Origin of the sequence: Serratia sp. CY56464 (assembly GCF_052168435.1) — a bacterium.
Classification (GTDB): domain Bacteria; phylum Pseudomonadota; class Gammaproteobacteria; order Enterobacterales; family Enterobacteriaceae; genus Serratia; species Serratia marcescens.
The window spans coordinates 2,710,749-2,729,296 of record NZ_JBJNMV010000001.1; the positions used below are offsets into that span (position 1 = coordinate 2,710,749).

The window sequence follows — 18,548 nt, forward strand, 5'->3', positions numbered from 1 at the left end:
TTAATCCGCCGGAGTTTGCTGCAGTAGTAGGCAAGATGTACACTCAGCGTTCTACTGATAGAACGATAAGGGGTACGATGCTGACCGATCTGAACGATCTGTTTTTCTTCGCCAGCGTGGTCGATCACCAGGGATTCGCCCCCGCCGGCCGGGCGCTGGGCATTCCCAAATCCAAGCTCAGCCGCCGCGTGGCGCTGCTGGAGGAGCGGTTGGGCGTGCGCCTGATCCAGCGTTCAACGCGGCGCTTCTCGGTGACCGAGGTCGGCCAAACCTATTACGCGCACTGCAAGGCGATGCTGGTGGAAGCGGAAGCGGCGCAGCAGGCGATCGAACAGACGCGCGCCGAGCCCTGCGGCACGGTGCGCATGTCCTGCCCGGTGGCGATCCTGCACACTCGCGTCGGCAGTATGGTGGCGGCCTTTATGGCCGATTATCCCAAGGTGACGGTGCATCTGGAGGCCACCAACCGCCGGGTGGACGTGGTGGGGGAAGGATTGGATCTGGCGATCCGCGTGCGGCCGCCGCCGCTGGAGGACAGCGATCTGGTGCTGAAGATCCTGGCGCAGCGCACCTGGTGCGTCGCCGCCAGCCCGGCGCTGGTGCGCACCCTCGGGCCGGCGCACACGCCGGAAGACCTGCGTAAATACCCGACGCTCGATCTCGGCCCGGCGCGCGGTCAGCACCAATGGCGGCTGACCGGCCCGCAGGGTGAACGGGTGGAGTGGGAACACACGCCGCGGCTGGTCACCGACGACATGCTGATGCTGCGCACCGCCGCCATCGCCGGCGCCGGCATCGTTCAGTTGCCGGCGATGATGATGCGCGACGACATGCTGCGCGGCGAGCTGGTGCAACTGTTGCCGGGCTGGCAGCCGCAGGGCGGCGTGGTGCATGCGGTTTACCCGTCGCGCCGCGGCCTGCTGCCGGCGGTGCGGCTGCTGCTCGACTATCTGGGCGAGCAGTTCGCCAGCATTGAAGAAGAGTGATCAGGCGGTGATTTCGATCGCATTGCCGTCTGGATCGCGAATGACGGCCTCGTAGAAACCGTCGCCGGTCCAGCGCGGCGCGGACAGCAAAATGCCCTCCTGCTGCGCGCGCTGCGCCAACCGATCGACCTGCCGCTCATCCCCCAGCGACAGCGCGATGTGCGCCCAACCGACCCGCTCCTCCTGCGCCTGTGCCGGCAGCAACGTCGGCACGCGCATGATCTCCAGCGACGGCCCGGCCGCCAGGCTGACGAAGCGGGAAACGAACCCCGGCCGATTGCGGCTGACATACTCCTCCCCCGCTGCACCGTTGAAATAGCGCAGCCAAAATGCCAGCTGCGCGTCGATGTCACGGGTCCACAGAGCAACATGGGCTATTTTCATCATCATTCTCCGGTCGGTAAATCGCTGTGCCAAACCTGGCCGCCGCCCTGCGCCACCTGCAGCTCAAGCTGCGGGTGCGCGCCGCGCGCCGTCACCAGATGATCCACCCGCCCGGCGGGCAGGAAGGTGTAAGGGGCGTAGGTATTGAGCTTGTCGCGGGTGCACAGCACCGCCACGCTGCCGGCGCGCGTCAACAGCCGCTTTTTGAAGGTGGCGTCCTGGTAGCTCAACGCGGAGAAGCCGCCGGCCGGGTCGTAGGCGCAAATGCCGGTGAACACCAAATCGAAATGGAAACCGTCGATTTCTTCCGCGGCCTTGGCGTCCACGCAGCCGCCGACCTGCGCATCCAACTCGCCACCGATCAGGATGGTGCGGATCCCCGGCCGCTCCAGCATTTTGCCGGCGATGCTCAATGCATTGGTCACCACCGTTAAACGCCGATCGCGCGGCAACAGATCCGCCAGATACAGGTGGGTGCTGCCGGCGTCGAGGAAGATCAGCTGTTCTTCACCGATCACCCCCAGCGCGGTTTGCGCCAGCGCCAGCTTCTCGTCACCGCTGAGCGCAATGCGCGTCGCAACGGGCCCCTCGGCCGGCGTCGGCGCCAGCGCGCCGCCATAGATGCGTTTGCACAGGTTCTGCGCCGCCAGCTGGCGCAGATCGCGGCGGATGGTCGCTTCGGTGGTGTTCAGCCGCTGCGCCATCTCCAGGGCCAGCACCCGCCCCTGTTGGCGGAGCGTGTCAAGAATGGCCTGGTGACGCTCATTCGGTAACAGTTTGGACATCATGTCAATCCGGTGACGCTAAAAGTGATCACAAATGTACACAAACAAACAAAAACGTACAATCCAGGGCGGAAGAAAAATCGCCGGGCAGGATTTTCGCCTGCGGGATGTTGGCTATACTGAGGCAAGCGAAGTTACCGCAGACGTAACGGCTTGGGCGCTAAGGGAAAACGATGTTATTGACGATCGCAAGGTGGCTGTTTCAACTCCCCGGGAAGCTGTTCGGGCTGATTTTCAAAAATCGCCTGAGGATATTTTTGTTCTTCATGCTGGTCGCCGTTGGGGTGCTCGGCGCCAAGCGCTATCTGCGCGCCCACCAATATGACGACGAATTCAGCCTCGCCGCCCCCGCCGATTACAATCGCGCAATCAAGCGCGAAATGCCGCTGCGAGAGGCGCGCGAACAGTGCGGTGGGCCGTTGCACGACAATGTCGGCCAGCCGTGGCCCGCCTCAGCCGGTTATCTGCATCAGCCGACGCGGCTGCCCGCATCCGGCCTGCATCGGCTGACGCTGGATAATCAGGGCAACGATTTCGCGGTGCTGGTCAAACTGGAAACGCCGGCGGCGCCGCAACAGCTGGCGGAAGTCTTTATTCCGCCCGCCGGCAGCTTCGAGGTAAAAATCAATGCGGACGCGGAACACGTGATGAAAATCAAGAACATCAAGACCGGCTGCATGTTCCGCTCCCGGCCGTTCAACCTGGATAAACAGCGCGATTGGCGCATGCCGCTGACGCTACAGAAGGATGGCAGCCTGCAGCTGCAGCCGATAGGCGATCGCCAATTCTGATCGGGCGCCGGGCGGAAGAGCCGGCGCCGCATAGGTTACTTTTTCACCGGATGATCGCGGCGGAACAGTTCCCAGCTTTCAATTTCCTGCCCACTCGGCAAGGTACAGGTGGAATACTGGCCTGCCGCATTCTCTTTGGCGTTCAACTTGCCGCCGATTTGGGTGCAGTACACATCGGCCGGGTTCGCCATGCCGATCGGTTTCACCTGCGGCGGTGGCGGCGCCTCATTGGATTTCACGGAACACCCCTGCAACATCGTCATCCCTGCCAGCAGGGAAAGCATCAACGTTTTTTTCATTTTTTCAGCTTATGCAAAAACGAACGGCGGAGCGCTCCGCCGTTCGCTCATCATGAAATAAAGGATTTGCCCTGTTTCAGCACCAGATCGCAGGCTTTTTGCTTCACCTTCTCGGTGATCTGCGAGGTGCCCAGGCTGTTCAGATCCAGACTCTTGCCTTCGCCGGTCTGCAGCAAGCCGCCCAGGCCCTGCTGATAATCCTGGCTCTTGGCGTTTTCGGTGCTGGTGATGCCCAGCTTGCTGAGCAGCTGATCTTTCACCCCTTCGGCACCGTTAGCCGACAGCACGTTGTTTTTCACGCAGTACTGCAGGATACCGGCGGCATTGGTCATGCTGCTGGAGCTCAACGCCTTGTCGCCGCCGTTCAGCAGGCCGGTCAACGAGGAGAGCGACATGCCGCCGCTGCTGTCGCCGCCCGACTTGCTCAGTTCGCCCGCCGCGCTGCTGAGGGAATCCATCAGCCCGGCGGCCTGGGTGGCGCCGCTGGCCAGGGTAGCGGACAGCGCCAAAGCCAGAAATAAACGATGTTTGGTGATCATAGTGGTGAAACTCCTGTCATAACGGCATGCAATCGGCGCAGCGCGCCGGGATACCCTTCCGACGCCGTCGGCGGCGACAAGTTCCTTTTATCTCGCCGCCGCGCCGTTTTTCGGAATTCAGGAAGTTTAGAACTGCCAGCGCAGCCAGGCGAAGAACACGTTGCCGTTGTTATAGGTGCCGGGAATGTAGGTCGCCTGGAACGTCAGCCGCTGATAGCCGATAGAGGCCAGCGGCAGCGGCGCCGGGATAGGGATGTAATTCCAGTTGTCGCGCGCGGTGACGCTGGCGGTGAAGCCCAGCCCCAGGCGAAAATCCTTGTCATCCAGCGGGCGCCAGATCTTCTCGTAGGCATAACCGCCGATCGGCTCCCATTTGTTGAAGGAGTCCTTGAACGCCATGATATAGATGCCGTGCCAGTCACCGTCGCTGTCGTAGCGGGAGATGCCGTAACCGGCGCCCCACGGGCGTTCGTTGTACTTATCGATATGCTCATCATCATAAGTCCAACGGTTGTGCCAGGTGATGGCCGGGATATAGAGATCGTGGTTAGGCGAGTTGTTCCAGGTCTCCGCCACGTTATCGGTAAAACGCTGCCATAAACCCGGTTTTTCAGCCTGTGCGGCATTGCCACTTTCTGCACCAACCTCAGCGTACGAAGGCAGTGCAGGAAATATCAACGCCAGAGAACACGCCAAAAGAGTCCGTTTTAGAAACATCGTAAAGCTCCTGTAAAAATACGGCCGCAGATTTTTACCGATAGCCCGGGCAAGATCAAGCCGTATCTAATTTATCCAACGCCCGTTGTGCTTTGGTTAAGTTTAGCACCGGAAAATTCCCAATAATTCATGACAGACCGTACCGATATCCGCATGCTATCGCCTTTCGGGCGGCAAAACCGTGGGAAAAGTCCGCTTTGTCGCACGCGACTCGCGAGCAAGGTGCTTGACCAACACATCGACATCGAGACGGTTCACAAACGCCAGGGAATAAGAGGAATAGAGGCCGAACAGGCGGTTTTGGTGCCCGACCACCACCAGATCGATGCCGGCCTGGTGAATAAAATCGCTCACGTCCTTAAAGCGCCTTATGGTGACAATCTCCTTGACCGCGACCGGCACATCGACGGCGCTCACCAACCGGCTCAGCATCGCCTTGGCGGCGATCACTTCCTGCGCCTGGCGATCCTTGATTAACGCATCGCTGCCGTACTCCAGCTCCGCATAGTCGGCGTTAAGATGGCCGACAGTGAGGGCGATTGGCTGCCCGCGCACCATCGCCGCCGCTTGACTCAGCAACGGCAGCCCATCACGCTCGTTATGAATCAGTACCAAAATATGCCGATAGCCTTTCATCACACTTCCCCCTCCCAGGCCAGCACTACTGGGATATGATCCCCTCTGGTAGGTATACGCCATCCGCGCACACGTAGAGAAAAGTTTACGTATCACTTCCCACAGAATGTGATGACCGCCACGTTATATTAACGCCCGTGACGGCCCATTTTTACACCGGCCCGACGCGGCGCGCATTGCGGCATCTGTAAAGCAAAACTGACAACCATGACCGAATAAAAAAACCTTATTGTTAATTTTTTGTTTTTTATTGGTTACGGGATGGTTTCGTGAAATAAGCGTGCGGCGGATCACCAAAATGCCCCTTTACGCCAGGCTCTGCTTTTCTTTCTCAGGCAAAAAGCGTTACGCCACCCGATGGGACTTAACGCGGCGTCAAAAGTACCGGATGTCTCGCCCTGCATCACGATAAATGCCAATGCGCCGCCGCTTCTCTGCCGATATACCGTCAATGAAAAATACCGTCTCTTCCCAATATCCAATAACCCTACTTTTTATGTATTACTCAATCGCGTAAAGCGCCGAATACAAACCGCCTATTCACCGGCCGCCCTCCTTATCTTGAACAAGCCGAGACTTTAAATAACTGTTAATGCTAACGACACAACATCGCCAGCAATTTATTTTTGCTGATTTTCGCCTGACAAAATAAAGATAAATAATCCGGAGCAATCAATGAAAATAACTATCGGGTCATTCATTCTGCAACAGCTTCATGCCCTGAGCGTCGATCGTATTTACGGCGTGCCCGGCGACTATAACCTCAGCCTGCTGGAGCTGTTGGAAAGCGACGAACGGCTGACATTTGTCGGCAACTGCAATGAATTGAACGCCTCTTACGCCGCTGACGGCTACGCACGGATGAAAGGCGCCGGCGCGCTGATCGTCACCTACGGCGTCGGCGATCTGGCCGCGTTGTCCGGCATCGCCGGCGCCTATGCCGAATCTTCACCTGTGGTCTGCATCGCCGGCACGCCGCCGCTGCACGCGATGAAGAATCATCAGCTATTGCACCATACCCTGGGCGACGGCAATTTCGACAACGTCATGAACTGCTTTAAACAATTCACCGTCGCTCAGGCTCTGATCACGCCGGAAAATGCCGCTCAGGAAATTCCACGCGTTATTTCTCACGCCTGGATAGAGAAGAAACCGGTATATTTACAGCTGCCGTCTGATATTTGCGATGTCGAAATTGAAGTTGCCGCAGCCGCAGCACCGCCGCAGTTGCCGGCAAGCGATAAATACAATGTGCAATTAGCGGCGATGGCGCTGTTAACCAAAATAAAACGCGCGCAGCGCCCGATCATATTTGTCGACCAAATGGTGGATCGTTATCGGTTGCAGCAGCAGGTTATCGCCGTCGCTCACCGCTTTGCCATTCCGCTGACCAATATGCCAACCGCCAAATGCATTATTCCGGAAGATACCGCCGGTTGGATGGGCGGCTACAGCGGCAACCTATCGCGCCCCGAACTCTATGAACGCATGGCCCACTCGGACTGCGTGCTGAGTTTCGGCGTGCGTCTGGTGGACTCCACCACCGGCTATTTCTCGCAGCAAATTCCCGCCGCCGCTCAGGTGGATATTCAGCCGTTCTCGATGACGCTGGACAAGACTTCCTACCCGGCGGTGTCGACGGCGGATCTGCTGCAGGCGCTGTTGGACCTGAGCGAAGACGCGCCGGCGCAGCGTTTATCACCGCTGGCCGATCCGCGTGACAAGCTGGCGACGCCGAGCGACGCGCCTCTCGACCAGGCCTATCTGTGGCAGCGGATCCAACGCTTCATTCAGGCGGATGATGTGGTGGTGGTGGAAAACGGCACCTCGGGCGCGGCCATCGGCGGCATGCGCATGCCGGGCGGCGTCAAGGTGGTCAACCAACCGATTTGGGGCTCGATCGGTTATACCCTGCCGGCGCTGCTCGGCACCCTGATGGCGGCTCCTGAGCGCCGTCACCTGCTGTTCATCGGCGACGGCTCCTTCCAGCTTACCGCGCAGGAAGTGTCCACCCTGCTGCGCTGTGAACAAAAACCGATCATCTTCCTGATCAACAATGACGGTTACACCATCGAACGCTATATCCTCGGCGAAAACTCGTCCTACAACGACATCAGCCCGTGGGACTACACCAAACTGCCGGCGGTATTGAATACCCAGGCGCAGCCGTTCAGCGTGGCGGTGGAAACCACACAACAGTTGGAAATGGCCCTGGAACACGCCTCGCGGCAGGATCGGCTGGCGTTTATCGAGGTGAAAGTGCCGATGATGGACACGCCGCCAGTGATGAAAGAGTTCTGTAACCGCTGCAACAGCTTTAACTTCGGCCTGACCAACCCGCGCCGCAGCGCCTGAGGCGCGATGATCGCGCCGCCGGTGGTTCAGGCCGCCGGCGGCGTTTTTCATGCCGTTACCCGCCGGCGCGCGCCATGCAACGCTGGCGGCGTTCATCCACCCGCTTGGCGAACCAGGCGGTGGTCAGCTTGCGGGTGATTTTCGGGCTTTCCAGCTGAATGCCCGGCAGCATCTCACGCGGCAGCTTGCCGCCCGCCAACGCAAAGACCTTCTTATACAGGTCGGTATCGGCAAAGTCAGCCGTATCGCCTTTCTCAAGCGCCCGGCGAATGGCGCTGTCGCTCATGTTCAGGCGCTTGCCGAGCGTGCGCACCGCCAGCTCGGTCGAGCCGGGCTTGTCGCTGCTGAAGTCGATCAGATCGCCGTCCAGCGCCAGCGGAATGGCGCTCGCCCGGCTGACCGCGTTTTGGAACGCCGCGTTGCGGCTGGCGTACCAGCCGGCGTTGAAGTCGGCAAAGCGGTAAATCGGCCGGCTGTAATCGGCCGGGTACCCCAGCAAATGCATAATGCCGAAGTACATACCGCCGCGCCGGCTGAAAACTTCGCGGCGAATCGAGCCGTCGACCGGATAAGGATACCCTTTGGCGTGCGCCTCGGCGAAGGCGATGCTCACCTGCATCGGGCCGCCGGTATGTACCGGGTTCAAATGGCCGAACAGTTTCTGTCCCATCGGCACGCGGTCGATCATGTCATCGAAGATATCGCTCAGATCCTTCTCCGTGCGCACCTTATCCAGACGCTCGCTGTAGCTCTGGCCGTTCGACGACGAGATCTTCAACGCGGTATGCACCAAAAAGTTCGGGATATGCATCTGATCGGCGCGGCGGTCGATCTCTTTCCAGGCGATCTTCGGCAGCCCCGGCACCTGCGGGTTAGCCTGGAACGTCGACTCTTGTTCGGTCACCGCCAGCACCGAACACAGGTTCTCATCGCTCGGTTCGATGCCCTGCGCGGCAAAGGCGGCGGTAATATCGGTGGCCCAGCCCTGACGATCGCCGGCGTTGGCCGGGATCAGCGTCATCAGTCGGGCTTTGACGTCGGCGGGACGCGCCGCCGGCGCCGTGGTGGTGGTCTTGCTGGTACAGCCCGCCAGCGCCAGCAGCGCGGCCAGGCTCAGCCAACGGAAGGGCATCGGGTGGAATAAACGAGGTATCGGCATCTTTTCCCTGAACGTGATGACATGAACAGCACTGAAATTAGCCCAGCCGCCGCGCACAATCCAGTATAAAGATACCGCCGCACCTTTCCATCAGGCCGCTATGTTCAAACGATCGATAAAGATGTATTTTATATACATCATATAAATCACTTTGCTCACCCAGCCAGAGGAGCCCCCTATGGAGCAGCAGCTACTTTGCTATAAAACCCTGCCGGAATGGAACAGCGATACGCTGCCGGAAGCCTTCCGCCAGCGCCACAACACCCAGAGCGGCACCTGGGCGAAGCTCACCGTGCTGAGCGGCAACCTGACGTTCGCCATGATGACCGAAGACGGCGCCACCACCGAAACCTGGCAGTTCAGCCCCGAAAGCCAGCCGCCGTTTATCGCGCCGCAGCAGTGGCATCGCATCGTTTCCTTCTCGGACGACATGACCTGCCGGCTGGCGTTTTACTGCACGCCGGAAGATTACTACCACAAGAAATACGAACTGACGCGCACCCACTCCGAAGTGATCGAGGCGGCGGCGCGCATCGCGCCGGGCAAGGCGCTGGATCTGGGCTGCGGCGGCGGCCGCAATTCGCTCTATCTCAATCTGAAAGGTTTCGACGTCACCGCCTGGGACAAGCACGCGCCGTCGATAGCTCGCCTCAACCAGATCGTCGACGCCGAGCAGCTGACCCGCCTGCGCGCCGGGGTGCAGGATCTCAATACTCACCGCTTCAGCGGCGAATATGACTTCATCCTGTCCACCGTGGTGTTGATGTTCCTCGAGCGGCAGCAAATCCCGCATATCGTGCAAAACATGCAGGACAGCACCGTGCGCGGCGGCCATAACCTGATCGTGGCGGCGATGGATACCGAAGATTATCCCTGCCCGCTGCCGTTCCCGTTCACCTTCAGCCCGGGTGAGCTGAAGCATTATTATCGCGACTGGGAAATCCTCAAATACAACGAAGACGTCGGCCAACTGCATAAGACCGACGCCAACGGCAACCGCATCTCGCTGCGCTTCGCCACCCTGCTGGCGCGCAAGCTATAGCGCGTCGTGAAAGATCACCCCCAGCGTATGGCGTTGGCCGGTGCGTATCCGGCTGACGCCGTGGCGCAGATTGACCCGATAGTAACCTTTCATTCCCGCCACCGGCCGGTGATGCACGGCGAACACCACCGCGTCGCCCTGCTGCAGTGGCACCACCTCCGGCCGGCTCTGCATCCGAGGCCGCTGTTCGGTCAGCACAAATTCGCCGCCGGTGAAATCCCGTTCGGGGACGGAGAGCAAAAACGCCACCTGCAGCGGAAACACCCGCTCGCCGTACAGATCCTGATGCAGGCAGTTGTAATCCCCTGTTTCGTAGCGCAACAGCAGCGGCGTCGGCCGCCGTTGGCCGGCCCGGTGGCATTCGGCCAGGTAGGCTTCGTGTTCGGCGGGATAGCGCGCCGCCAGGCCCAACAAGGCGTTCCAGCGGTTGGCCACCGGCGCCAGCCGTGCATACATCAGGTTGCGCGCCTCGGCCACCGGCGGCGGCAACGGATAGGCGAAATAGCGGTACTCGCCGCGGCCAAAACCGTGCTTCGCCATTACGATGCGGCTGCGGAAGTGCGCATCCTGCGGGTAGAGCGCTGTCAGCTCGCGGCACAGCTCTTGGCTGAGCACGCCGGGCAGCCGCGCGCAGCCCTGCGCATCGAGTTCGCACTCAATCGCCGCCCAGTCCAATTCGGCCAGCCGGGCCGCCAGCGCGCCGCTCATCGCTGCGCCTCTTTTTCCAGCAAGGCTTTCTTGCGCTCGACGCCCCAGCGATAGCCGGACAAGGCGCCGTCGTTGCGCACCACCCGGTGGCAGGGGATCGCCACCGCCAGCATGTTGGCGGCGCAGGCGCCGGCCACCGCGCGCACCGCTTTGGGCGCCCCAATGCGCCGGGCGATATCGGCATAGCTGACGGTTTCGCCGACCGGTATCGCCTGCAGCGCCCGCCAGACTCGCTGTTGAAACGCGGTGCCGCGAATATCCAGCGGCAGCGCCAGCCCGTTCTCCGGCGCTTCAATCAGGCCCACCACCTGCGCCATCAGCGCTTCATACTGCGCATCGCCGCCGATCAGCTCGGCGTTGGGGAATTTGTCCTGCAGATCCTGCACCAGCTGCTGCGCATCGTCCCCCAGCAGAATGGCGCAGATGCCCACCTCGCTCTGCGCCGCCAGGATCTCGCCCAGCGAACAGCGCCCGACGGCGAAATGGATGCGCATGCTTTTGCCGCCCGCCCGATAGGCCTTCGGCGTCATGCCCAGCGCGGCGCTGGCCTGCTGGTAGAAGCGGCCATTGGCGCCATAGCCGGCGTCGAAGATCGCGTCGGTCACCGTTTCCCGCAGTGTAAGACTGGCGCGCAAGCGCTGGCTGCGCTGCGCATCGGCGTAGCCTTTCGGCGTCAGGCCGGTGATCGCTTTGAACAGCCGGTGGAAATGGTATTGGCTCAACCCGACGTGGCGCGCCAGCGTCTGCAGTGACGGCGCTTTTTCCGCCCGTTCGATATAGCGGCAGGCCGCGGCTATCTGCCGCGCATGTTGTTCCGTCAGCGGCGTCAGCCCTTGCCGGCAGCGTTTGCAGGGCCGATAACCCGCCGCCTCCGCCTGCTCCGCATCGTCGAACAGCTCCACGTTTTGCCGATTCGGCTGGCGTGACGGGCAGGAAGGCGAGCAATACACGCCGGTGGTTTTCACCGCGTAGATAAAGCGGCCGTCGGCGTGCTTGTCGCGGCTGACGATCGCCAGCCAGCGCGGATCGGCGCTGTCGATTACGTTTTTCATCATCCGTTCCTCACTGCGGTTTCGATGTTAACCAGCATAGTGACGAGCCGTTGGCGAAACACGCCGACTCTTGCTTTTTAATTCGATGCCGACGTTTTCAACAATGTTTCGACAATTTTTAACCAACAACATGAAGTTTATTACGTTGCCAACCCGGTTGCACGGCGTTAGGATCGCGGCCGGCCACGGGCGTGGCCAGTGTTTCTGCCTGTTAGTTGCGCGCATGGAGAGGTTATTGTGTTAGAGAGTTTTGGCGTCCTGAATTTATGGACCTATTTGGCCGGGGTGGTCTTCATCATCATTCTGCCGGGGCCGAATACGCTGTACGTGCTGAAAACCGGCGTATCGCGCGGCGTTCGCGCCGGCTATACCGCGGCGCTGGGCGTGTTTATCGGCGATGCGATCCTGATCTTCTGCGCCTATATCGGCGTGGCTTCGCTGATCCGCACCACGCCGTTCTTGTTTACCCTGGTACGTTTTCTCGGCGCGATTTACCTGCTGTTCCTCGGCGCAAAAATCCTCTACGCCACCTTCGTGCAGAAGGCGCAGGCGCAACAGCAGCAAATTGAAGGCGGCCACAGCATTCTGCGCAAGTCGCTGACGCTGAGCCTGACCAACCCGAAAGCTATTCTGTTTTACGTGTCGTTCTTCGTCCAGTTCATCGACTTTAACTACGCGCACACCGGGCTGTCGTTCACCATTCTGGCGCTGATCCTCGAAGCCGTCAGCTTTATCTACATGAGCACGCTGATCTTCTCCGGCGCGATGCTGGCGCATTTCTTCAATCACAAGAAAGGCCTGGCGAAGCTCGGCAACGGCCTGATCGGCCTGCTGTTCCTCGGTTTCGCCACCCGTCTGGCGACCCTGAGCTCGTGATCCCTCCCGGCCGGCGCCCGCCGGCCGCGGTTTACTGTTCCGTCACGGCAAAATGACACGCAGGACAAACCGAATGTCAGGCAGAGCAAAGCCGCCGCTTTACCGCTGATCTAGACTCTCAGGGTTAACGATAACCTGATGAGCCTGATCGGAGGATGTATGTCTGACAATACCGTAGCCGTGCTGGATAGCGTGTCGCGTTTTCTCGATCGTCAGCATGGGCTGTATATCGACGGCCAGTGGCGCGCGTCCGCCGCGGAAGGCCGCCTGGCGGTGTATAACCCCGCCAATGGGCAGCAGATCGCCACCACCGCCGACGCCAACGAACACGACGTCGCGCTGGCGGTGCAGTCCGCCCACAAAGCCTTCAGCGAAGGCGTCTGGGCGCAGCGTCTGCCGGTAGAGCGCGAACGCATCCTGCTGCGCTTCGCCGATCTGGTGGAGCAGCACGCCGAAGAGCTGGCGCAGCTCGAAACCCTGGAGCAGGGCAAATCCATCAACATCGCCCGCGCTTTCGAAGTCGGCAGCACCCTGAACTGGATGCGTTACACCGCCGGGCTGGCGACCAAAATCACCGGCCAGACGCTGGACGTCTCCATTCCGATGCCGCCGGGCGCCAAATATCAGGTTTATACCCGCAAAGAGCCAATCGGCGTGGTCGCCGGCATCGTGCCCTGGAACTTCCCGCTGATGATCGGCATGTGGAAAGTGATGCCGGCGCTGGCGGCGGGCTGCTCCATCGTCATCAAGCCGTCGGAAACCACCCCGCTCACCCTGCTGCGCATCGCCGAACTGGCGAGCGAAGCCGGCGTGCCGCCGGGCGTGTTCAACGTGGTCACCGGCCGCGGCACCGTGTGCGGCAAGGCGCTGACCGAACATCCGCTGATCGCCAAAGTCAGCTTTACCGGCTCCACCCCGGTGGGCAAAAGCATCGCGCGCGCGGCGGCGGATCGCCTGACCCGCGTGACGCTGGAGCTGGGCGGCAAAAACCCGGCCATCGTGCTGAAAGATGCCGATCCGCAGCAGGTGATCGAAGGCCTGATGCTCGGCAGTTTCCTCAACCAAGGGCAGGTGTGCGCCGCCAGCTCGCGAATTTATATTGAAGCGCCGATTTATGATCGGCTGGTAGCCGGATTCGAACAGGCGGTGAAATCGCTGTCGGTCGGGCCGGGGATGGATACCGGCGCACAAATCAACCCGCTGGTGTCGCTCGCACACCGCAACAAGGTGGCGGCCTACCTGGACGACGCCCGGGCGAAAAACGCCGAGCTTATCGGCGGCGCGGCCGGGCCGGACGCCAACGGCTTCTACATTCCGCCGACGCTGGTGATCAACCCGGACGATCGGCTGAACCTGACGCGCGAGGAAGTGTTCGGCCCGGTGGTCAACCTGATCCGGGTGGCGAGCGCCGAAGAGGCGCTGAGCAAGGCCAATGACACCGACTTTGGGCTGACCGCCAGCCTGTGGACCACCAGCCTGCAGCAGGCGATGGCGCTGACGCCGCGCATTCAGGCCGGCACCGTGTGGGTCAACACCCATACGCTGATCGACCCGAACATGCCGTTCGGCGGGTTCAAACAGTCGGGCAGCGGCCGCGATTTCGGGCCGGATTGGCTGGATGCCTACACCGAGTCGAAATCGGTCTGCATCCGCTATTGAGTGCAGCGGCGCGGGCCTGGCCCGCGCCCTGATTTACTGATACTGCCGACGGTATTCGCTCGGCGACATGCCGAAACGCTGCTTGAAAGCGGTCGAGAAATGGCTGTGATCGGCGAAGCCCCAGTCGAGGCCGACCCCGGCCAGCTTTTCCTGCCCGGCGGCGCTGCGCAGCGCCTGCGCGCACAGATCCAGCCTGCGGTTCCTGATGTACTGCGCCACCACCAGCCCCTGACGGGCGAACAGCCGATACAGGCTGCGTAACGACACCCCCAACTCGGCCGCCACCCACTCAGGGCGCAGCTGCGCCGACTGAATATGCCTGTCGATCAACGCCAGCGCCTTGTCGAAGACCGGTTGCTGCCCCTCCGGGCGCGCCTGTTCGAGCGCCAACGCCGGGCGCAGCAGCGCCGCCAGCGCATTCAGCACCGCCTCGCTTTCCGCCGCGGCGAGCTGAGGATCCTGCATGCTGCTCAGCACCAGCTGGCGGCTAAGGCGCACCGCGCTGAGCTCGGCCCCCAGACGCTGGGCGCAAGGCGGCGGCAGCGGCAGGCAGCCGCGCGGCAATAGCAAAGAGATTTGGCGCGAATCGCGCTGGAAGGTGAAGCTGCTGGGCAGTGAGGCGTCGATCAGCGTCATGTCGCCGGGAGAGAGCACCGTTTGGCGATCGCCCTGCTCCATCAACGCGCTGCCGCGCAACTGGATGACAGTGAAAAAGTGCGCGCCGTCGCTGCGGGCGATCTCACGCGGCGTGCGGTACAGCCGGGCCTGAGACACGTCGACCACGCTCAGGCGCAGGGCATGGGCGCGAAACTCCTGCATCGCCCCGCTGAAGCCGGGCCCCAACGTTTTCGCGCAGAATCGGCCGCAGGCGGTGTTGATTTTCCCCAGCCACTCTTCGAAGCCGACGTCCCGGAGCGTTGCCAATGCCGTCATGATCTCTCCCTTCAAACAGCAGCGGTGCTGCGCCGTTGAACAGAAAAACACCATAACAATCCGTTAACACACAATCAATGGCGAGCGGGGGATTTGGCGCCGCGATCACAGATCATCGAGCGCCGGGAAGCATCGCCTTAAGGCTGCGTATCCAACAGATAACGCACCACCGCCGCGTACTCTTTGGCGTAGCCTTCAACGCTGGTGCTGGCCATGCCGGCATTGTCTATCTTGTATTTGCCTGCCACGTAGAACGACGGGGTGCCGCGCACCTCGAACGCTTTCACCGCTTCGTTCTGCTTGGCGATCAATCCTTTGACCAGCAGGCTGTGGCGCGCGTTTTCATAGGTGGCGGCATCGATGCCGGCCGCCGTAAACACCCGCTGAATATCGTCGGCGCCGTTGACGGCGCGCTGTTTCTGCACCGCGTCGAACATCGCGCCTTCAATCTTGTCTTCCACGCCCAGCACCGTCGCCACCGCCCAGGCTTCGGTCAGCGCATTGCCCAGTTTGCCCATCAGGCTGACGTGATATTTGGTGACTTTCTCACCGGCGGGCAGCGCCTGCGCCACGGTGCCGCCTACGCGGTAGGTTTCGGCGAACTGATAGCAAGGGCCGCAGTAGAAGGAGAAGAACTCCACCACCGCCGGCGCGGCGGCCACCGGCTTATCCAGCCGGGTATATTGCTCGCCAGCACGGTAATCCGCGGCCTGAACCGCGGGCAGCGACAACATCAATACGACGGCGGCGGCGAACGAACGCTTAACTTTTGCCAACATAAACACTCCTGGTTTCATCTATGAACATCGTCCTTAGCGGCGGTTTTTATAATCAAATAACCGCCAGAAGACCAGTTTTTATTACCTTCTATTTGTGAGGGATTAAGTCAGCGTCCTTCGTAGCCGTCCCAATAGGCACCCACCGCTTCCTGCGAGAGCACCTGGCGGCGCTTAGGATTGTCGGCGCTGCTGTAGGCGCGATTGATGAAAATGGTTTTGTGTTCCATGTTCTGCTGGAACTCCGCGCTGGCCAGGTAATCGGCCTTTTTCTGCGCCTCGCTGCGCGCCACGCCCGCCGCGCGATCCTTTTTCCCCTGCTGGTAGAACTGTTCGAACATCGGCACGGCGTTTTTAATGCTGCCGTTCACATCGGTGCGGAATTGCGGATCGAAGTCGTCGCGGGTTTGATAAACGTAGTGTTTGGCATGCTGCTCGGCGCTGCTGAGGTGATGAGTGCAGGCGCTGAGCGCCAACAGCGGCAACAACAGCGCCGCGCTTTTCAGTCTTTTCATGTCGTCTGTCCCTGTCAGTGAGAAAGGTTCCTTTAGCGCCACGAGCATAGCGCCAGCCCCCGGTGAACGTCAAACGACAAATCGCGCATCACTTTGTTTTATATTAATATTATATACATTGATTGGTATTCATTGCCTGAAACACTATGCTTTAACAGACAGGGTAAACACTCACCGACAGCGAGGCGGCCAATGAAACCGATCGACAAAAACGTGGGGGAGTACGACCTCACGGCGGAAAAAAAAGCGGGCATGATCACCGGCACCATCCGCGGTGAACTGCCGGACAGCGACGCGAATCTGCCGCTGGTGCCCTTCTCCGGCACTTTCGCCGGCCCCAGCGTGGCCGAAGCCATCGCCGATATTCAGCAGCAGTTCCCCGACATCGAACCGGCGATTATCGACGATTTGCGCGAGGAACTGCTGAAGGCCGGGTTTTAAACCGGATCGCAGTGCCGCACGAACGGGCTGTACACCGGCGCGCCGGGCTTCAGCGCCAGATCGGCGTCAAAATCTTCATTGCGATTGAACGGTACCGCCGGCCAGGCGGAAAACGCGTTCAAACCGTCCCGGTACGCCTGTGTCACCTGCGCCAACGCGGCGTTTTGCGCCTGCAGAGCTTCACCCGCCAACCCGCCGCGCACGCCATAGACCAGGAACGGCTCCAGCACGCTAAAGCCGATATAGTGCAGCGCATGCATGATTGGCCACAGCATCAGCCGCATGTCGCCGTCGCGCCCGTCCGGCGCACAGGCCTGTGCGGAAGCGCCGGCGGTGACGGTCAGCAGCGCCCGCTTGCCGCGCATCACGCCATTCTCATGGCGGTGGCGGCTGTCGTAGATCCCGCCGTAAACGAACACCCGATCCATCCAGCCCTTGATGATGGCCGGCGCGCCGAACCACCAGAAAGGGAACTGCAGCACCAGCGTATCCGCCCAGCGCAGCAACTCGATATGCCGCCGGATCTCCGCCGGCAGCGCCTGGATCGTCCAGTGATGGCGCTGTTCCTGCATCGCATCGAACCTGTCCGCCTGCTTTCTGCTGGGGTAGTGGCCGGCGCCCTCGCGCGGATCAAACCCCTCCTGATACAGATCGACCGTTTTCACCTGATGCCCCTGCGCCAGCCAGGCCTGCCGCGCCTGTTCGGCCAAATGAGCATTGAAAGAATGCGGCTCGGGGTGAGCCAGCACAATCAGCACGTTCATCCTGTGTCTCCCGTTGTAAGGTGGTGCTGTTATGCTGTGGCTTTATCGCCCCCTTGGCAATTACGCACCTGAAGGTAACCCCCAATGGCTTATCCCGGCGACGTCTATTCGAGCAAGTGTTCCGCGCGCGATGCGCTGGCGCTGATTTCCGGCAAGTGGGTGATGCTGATCCTGCCTGCGCTGGCGCAGCGCCCGATGCGCAACGGCGAGCTGCTGCGCCGCATCGACGGCATTTCGCAGAAGGTGCTGACGCAAACGCTGCGCCAGCTGGAACGCAACGGGCTGCTCGAACGGCTGGATTTAAGTGAAAAGAATCAGGCGCATGTGGAATACCGGCTCAGCGCCGTCGCCCGCTCGCTGGTCGAGACGCTGACTGCGCTGGACCGATGGGCGGAATACCATTTCCCCGAGCTGGACGCCGCCCGCGAGCGCTATGATGCCGACCGCGGGCGCGAAGCCGATTAAAGCGGTTTGGCCCGCAGCGTCTCGCCGCTGCGCACGAAGTTGCCGGCCCCCAGATGATGAATGGTGTGCAGATCCGCATTGGCGGCGGTGAAGTTCCAGCGCCCTTGCTGGAACACCCGCTCGTCCGCCGCCGCGCTCAACACCTCGCCGAAGCAGGTGTCGTATTTTTCCTGCGCGCCGCTTTCCGGTAATAAGCGGCACTCCAGCCACGCCACGCAACCCTGTTCGATCAGCGGCACCTGCAGCGTAGCGCTCGGCGCTGCGGCGATGTGAAAGCGGGCGAACTTGTCGTCATCCAGCCCGGACATGCTGCCGACCGCGTAGGTGGCGTCGATGAACATGGCCGCCGGCACGCAAATGCCGAATGCGCCGCTCTCCTCGATCATTTGCCGGCTGTGCGCCCCTTTGTCCACCACAATGGCGATGCGCGGCGGGCTGAACTCCACCGGCATCGACCAGGCGGCGGCCATCACGTTGCGTTTGGCGCCGTCGCGGCTGCGGCTGGTGATCAATACCGTCGGGCCGTGGTTCAGCAGGCGGCTGGCGTGTTCGAGGGCGACAGGACGAAAGTGGCTCATCGGGAAATCCTTGCGAGTGACTGTTTGCCCAGCAGTGTAGATCTGCGCCGTAAAGGCAAGCAACGCGGGGCGCACAGAATGCACCGAT

General features: G+C 61.1%; 23 protein-coding genes. 9 read left to right on the forward strand and 14 right to left on the reverse strand.

All coding sequences use genetic code 11. The features are described 5' to 3' along the window. Positions 1-77 precede the first annotated feature (77 nt). The gene (locus ACJ8KE_RS13215; RefSeq protein WP_033634044.1) at positions 78-986 is read left to right on the forward strand and encodes a LysR family transcriptional regulator; all 909 of its coding nucleotides are present in this window, start codon (positions 78-80) and stop codon (positions 984-986) included. Here ACJ8KE_RS13215 and ACJ8KE_RS13220 read toward each other — a convergent pair whose 3' ends face one another. Both ACJ8KE_RS13220 and ACJ8KE_RS13225 read right to left on the reverse strand, forming a co-directional pair. Beyond that, positions 987-1,370 (reverse strand): VOC family protein, encoded by a 384-nt coding sequence (locus tag ACJ8KE_RS13220; RefSeq protein WP_199561516.1) that lies wholly within the window; start codon positions 1,368-1,370, stop codon positions 987-989. 2 nt (positions 1,371-1,372) lie between these two features. After that, on the reverse strand, positions 1,373-2,155 hold the full coding sequence (locus ACJ8KE_RS13225) for a DeoR/GlpR family DNA-binding transcription regulator (RefSeq protein ID WP_110146716.1): 783 nt from the start codon (positions 2,153-2,155) through the stop codon (positions 1,373-1,375). A 34-nt stretch (positions 2,156-2,189) separates the two neighbouring features. On the opposite strand from ACJ8KE_RS13225, the gene ACJ8KE_RS13230 reads away from it, so the two are divergent. Beyond that, entirely contained in the window at positions 2,190-2,480 is a 291-nt protein-coding gene (locus ACJ8KE_RS13230; protein WP_228988477.1) for a hypothetical protein, read from the forward strand. Further along, positions 2,422-2,946: a hypothetical protein gene (locus tag ACJ8KE_RS13235; protein ID WP_232036913.1), complete on the forward strand. Its 525-nt coding sequence runs from the start codon at positions 2,422-2,424 to the stop codon at positions 2,944-2,946. The genes ACJ8KE_RS13230 and ACJ8KE_RS13235 overlap by 59 nt, the downstream gene beginning before the upstream one ends. A 35-nt stretch (positions 2,947-2,981) precedes the next feature. On the opposite strand, the gene ACJ8KE_RS13240 is transcribed toward ACJ8KE_RS13235, so the two are convergent. From ACJ8KE_RS13240 to ACJ8KE_RS13255, 4 genes are all read right to left on the reverse strand, one after another. Further along, positions 2,982-3,245, reverse strand: coding sequence for a putative hemolysin (locus ACJ8KE_RS13240; RefSeq protein ID WP_016928925.1), 264 nt, complete (start codon positions 3,243-3,245; stop codon positions 2,982-2,984). A 50-nt stretch (positions 3,246-3,295) separates the two neighbouring features. Next, positions 3,296-3,784, reverse strand: coding sequence for a DUF2501 domain-containing protein (locus ACJ8KE_RS13245; protein ID WP_079449624.1), 489 nt, complete (start codon positions 3,782-3,784; stop codon positions 3,296-3,298). A 126-nt stretch (positions 3,785-3,910) separates the two neighbouring features. Beyond that, entirely contained in the window at positions 3,911-4,501 is a 591-nt protein-coding gene (gene pagP / locus ACJ8KE_RS13250) for a lipid IV(A) palmitoyltransferase PagP (protein ID WP_028128205.1), read from the reverse strand. 156 nt (positions 4,502-4,657) lie between these two features. Continuing rightward, a complete protein-coding gene (locus ACJ8KE_RS13255) occupies positions 4,658-5,137 on the reverse strand; it encodes a universal stress protein (RefSeq protein WP_016928927.1) in 480 nt (159 codons plus the stop codon). Between the two features lie 675 nt (positions 5,138-5,812). On the opposite strand from ACJ8KE_RS13255, the gene ACJ8KE_RS13260 reads away from it, so the two are divergent. Next, positions 5,813-7,492 (forward strand): alpha-keto acid decarboxylase family protein, encoded by a 1,680-nt coding sequence (locus ACJ8KE_RS13260; RefSeq protein WP_442517263.1) that lies wholly within the window; start codon positions 5,813-5,815, stop codon positions 7,490-7,492. A 55-nt stretch (positions 7,493-7,547) separates the two neighbouring features. Here the strand turns inward: ACJ8KE_RS13260 and ACJ8KE_RS13265 are convergent, their stop codons facing one another. Beyond that, positions 7,548-8,651 (reverse strand): DUF1615 domain-containing protein, encoded by a 1,104-nt coding sequence (locus ACJ8KE_RS13265; protein WP_079449625.1) that lies wholly within the window; start codon positions 8,649-8,651, stop codon positions 7,548-7,550. Between the two features lie 178 nt (positions 8,652-8,829). On the opposite strand from ACJ8KE_RS13265, the gene tehB reads away from it, so the two are divergent. Then, positions 8,830-9,693: an SAM-dependent methyltransferase TehB gene (gene tehB / locus ACJ8KE_RS13270; protein WP_016928930.1), complete on the forward strand. Its 864-nt coding sequence runs from the start codon at positions 8,830-8,832 to the stop codon at positions 9,691-9,693. Here tehB and ACJ8KE_RS13275 read toward each other — a convergent pair. Then, positions 9,688-10,401, reverse strand: coding sequence for a 2OG-Fe(II) oxygenase (locus tag ACJ8KE_RS13275; protein WP_274871031.1), 714 nt, complete (start codon positions 10,399-10,401; stop codon positions 9,688-9,690). The genes tehB and ACJ8KE_RS13275 overlap by 6 nt on opposite strands. Next, on the reverse strand, positions 10,398-11,453 hold the full coding sequence (gene ada, locus ACJ8KE_RS13280) for a bifunctional DNA-binding transcriptional regulator/O6-methylguanine-DNA methyltransferase Ada (RefSeq protein WP_306376626.1): 1,056 nt from the start codon (positions 11,451-11,453) through the stop codon (positions 10,398-10,400). Before ada ends, ACJ8KE_RS13275 begins: the two co-directional genes overlap by 4 nt. 237 nt (positions 11,454-11,690) lie before the next feature. Here ada and leuE point away from each other — a divergent pair, with 237 nt between their 5' ends. Beyond that, a complete protein-coding gene (gene leuE / locus ACJ8KE_RS13285) occupies positions 11,691-12,329 on the forward strand; it encodes a leucine efflux protein LeuE (RefSeq protein ID WP_016928933.1) in 639 nt (212 codons plus the stop codon). Positions 12,330-12,488: 159 nt separating this feature from the next. Further along, the gene (locus ACJ8KE_RS13290; RefSeq protein WP_016928934.1) at positions 12,489-13,988 is read left to right on the forward strand and encodes an aldehyde dehydrogenase family protein; all 1,500 of its coding nucleotides are present in this window, start codon (positions 12,489-12,491) and stop codon (positions 13,986-13,988) included. A 33-nt stretch (positions 13,989-14,021) separates the two neighbouring features. Here the strand turns inward: ACJ8KE_RS13290 and feaR are convergent, their stop codons facing one another. The 3 genes from feaR to ACJ8KE_RS13305 all read right to left on the reverse strand — a co-directional run bounded on the left by feaR (position 14,022) and on the right by ACJ8KE_RS13305 (position 16,212). Beyond that, complete coding sequence (feaR, locus tag ACJ8KE_RS13295) at positions 14,022-14,921, reverse strand: transcriptional regulator FeaR (RefSeq protein WP_240293895.1); 900 nt, start codon at positions 14,919-14,921, stop codon at positions 14,022-14,024. Positions 14,922-15,058: 137 nt separating this feature from the next. After that, complete coding sequence (locus ACJ8KE_RS13300; RefSeq protein WP_016928936.1) at positions 15,059-15,700, reverse strand: protein disulfide oxidoreductase DsbA; 642 nt, start codon at positions 15,698-15,700, stop codon at positions 15,059-15,061. A 107-nt stretch (positions 15,701-15,807) separates the two neighbouring features. Continuing rightward, positions 15,808-16,212, reverse strand: a complete 405-nt coding sequence (locus ACJ8KE_RS13305; protein WP_016928937.1) for an Exc2 family lipoprotein — start codon at positions 16,210-16,212, stop codon at positions 15,808-15,810. A 192-nt stretch (positions 16,213-16,404) separates the two neighbouring features. On the opposite strand from ACJ8KE_RS13305, the gene ACJ8KE_RS13310 reads away from it, so the two are divergent. Continuing rightward, the gene (locus ACJ8KE_RS13310) at positions 16,405-16,653 is read left to right on the forward strand and encodes a hypothetical protein (protein WP_016928938.1); all 249 of its coding nucleotides are present in this window, start codon (positions 16,405-16,407) and stop codon (positions 16,651-16,653) included. Here ACJ8KE_RS13310 and ACJ8KE_RS13315 read toward each other — a convergent pair. Further along, complete coding sequence (locus ACJ8KE_RS13315; RefSeq protein WP_016928939.1) at positions 16,650-17,417, reverse strand: NAD(P)H-dependent oxidoreductase; 768 nt, start codon at positions 17,415-17,417, stop codon at positions 16,650-16,652. The genes ACJ8KE_RS13310 and ACJ8KE_RS13315 overlap by 4 nt on opposite strands. 84 nt (positions 17,418-17,501) lie before the next feature. On the opposite strand from ACJ8KE_RS13315, the gene ACJ8KE_RS13320 reads away from it, so the two are divergent. Beyond that, entirely contained in the window at positions 17,502-17,882 is a 381-nt protein-coding gene (locus tag ACJ8KE_RS13320) for a winged helix-turn-helix transcriptional regulator (protein WP_016928940.1), read from the forward strand. Here the strand turns inward: ACJ8KE_RS13320 and ACJ8KE_RS13325 are convergent. Further along, complete coding sequence (locus ACJ8KE_RS13325; protein ID WP_047572514.1) at positions 17,879-18,460, reverse strand: flavin reductase family protein; 582 nt, start codon at positions 18,458-18,460, stop codon at positions 17,879-17,881. The genes ACJ8KE_RS13320 and ACJ8KE_RS13325 overlap by 4 nt on opposite strands. Between the last annotated feature and the right edge of the window lie 88 nt (positions 18,461-18,548).

What these genes read in the sequence shown, in the direction of transcription:
- pagP (WP_028128205.1), bottom strand. Translation starts at nt 4,501, where the DNA reads ATGTTTCTAAAACGGACTCTTTTGGCGTGTTCTCTGGCGTTGATATTT.
- ACJ8KE_RS13220 (WP_199561516.1), bottom strand. Translation starts at nt 1,370, where the DNA reads ATGAAAATAGCCCATGTTGCTCTGTGGACCCGTGACATCGACGCGCAG.
- ACJ8KE_RS13305 (WP_016928937.1), bottom strand. Translation starts at nt 16,212, where the DNA reads ATGAAAAGACTGAAAAGCGCGGCGCTGTTGTTGCCGCTGTTGGCGCTC.
- feaR (WP_240293895.1), bottom strand. Translation starts at nt 14,921, where the DNA reads ATGACGGCATTGGCAACGCTCCGGGACGTCGGCTTCGAAGAGTGGCTG.
- ACJ8KE_RS13235 (WP_232036913.1), top strand. Translation starts at nt 2,422, where the DNA reads ATGCTGGTCGCCGTTGGGGTGCTCGGCGCCAAGCGCTATCTGCGCGCC.
- ACJ8KE_RS13290 (WP_016928934.1), top strand. Translation starts at nt 12,489, where the DNA reads ATGTCTGACAATACCGTAGCCGTGCTGGATAGCGTGTCGCGTTTTCTC.
- ACJ8KE_RS13325 (WP_047572514.1), bottom strand. Translation starts at nt 18,460, where the DNA reads ATGAGCCACTTTCGTCCTGTCGCCCTCGAACACGCCAGCCGCCTGCTG.
- ACJ8KE_RS13255 (WP_016928927.1), bottom strand. Translation starts at nt 5,137, where the DNA reads ATGAAAGGCTATCGGCATATTTTGGTACTGATTCATAACGAGCGTGAT.
- ACJ8KE_RS13300 (WP_016928936.1), bottom strand. Translation starts at nt 15,700, where the DNA reads ATGTTGGCAAAAGTTAAGCGTTCGTTCGCCGCCGCCGTCGTATTGATG.
- ACJ8KE_RS13265 (WP_079449625.1), bottom strand. Translation starts at nt 8,651, where the DNA reads ATGCCGATACCTCGTTTATTCCACCCGATGCCCTTCCGTTGGCTGAGC.
- ACJ8KE_RS13245 (WP_079449624.1), bottom strand. Translation starts at nt 3,784, where the DNA reads ATGATCACCAAACATCGTTTATTTCTGGCTTTGGCGCTGTCCGCTACC.
- ACJ8KE_RS13260 (WP_442517263.1), top strand. Translation starts at nt 5,813, where the DNA reads ATGAAAATAACTATCGGGTCATTCATTCTGCAACAGCTTCATGCCCTG.
- ACJ8KE_RS13240 (WP_016928925.1), bottom strand. Translation starts at nt 3,245, where the DNA reads ATGAAAAAAACGTTGATGCTTTCCCTGCTGGCAGGGATGACGATGTTG.
- ada (WP_306376626.1), bottom strand. Translation starts at nt 11,453, where the DNA reads ATGAAAAACGTAATCGACAGCGCCGATCCGCGCTGGCTGGCGATCGTC.
- ACJ8KE_RS13225 (WP_110146716.1), bottom strand. Translation starts at nt 2,155, where the DNA reads ATGTCCAAACTGTTACCGAATGAGCGTCACCAGGCCATTCTTGACACG.
- tehB (WP_016928930.1), top strand. Translation starts at nt 8,830, where the DNA reads ATGGAGCAGCAGCTACTTTGCTATAAAACCCTGCCGGAATGGAACAGC.
- ACJ8KE_RS13320 (WP_016928940.1), top strand. Translation starts at nt 17,502, where the DNA reads ATGGCTTATCCCGGCGACGTCTATTCGAGCAAGTGTTCCGCGCGCGAT.
- ACJ8KE_RS13315 (WP_016928939.1), bottom strand. Translation starts at nt 17,417, where the DNA reads ATGAACGTGCTGATTGTGCTGGCTCACCCCGAGCCGCATTCTTTCAAT.
- ACJ8KE_RS13310 (WP_016928938.1), top strand. Translation starts at nt 16,405, where the DNA reads ATGAAACCGATCGACAAAAACGTGGGGGAGTACGACCTCACGGCGGAA.
- ACJ8KE_RS13230 (WP_228988477.1), top strand. Translation starts at nt 2,190, where the DNA reads ATGTACACAAACAAACAAAAACGTACAATCCAGGGCGGAAGAAAAATC.
- ACJ8KE_RS13215 (WP_033634044.1), top strand. Translation starts at nt 78, where the DNA reads ATGCTGACCGATCTGAACGATCTGTTTTTCTTCGCCAGCGTGGTCGAT.
- ACJ8KE_RS13275 (WP_274871031.1), bottom strand. Translation starts at nt 10,401, where the DNA reads ATGAGCGGCGCGCTGGCGGCCCGGCTGGCCGAATTGGACTGGGCGGCG.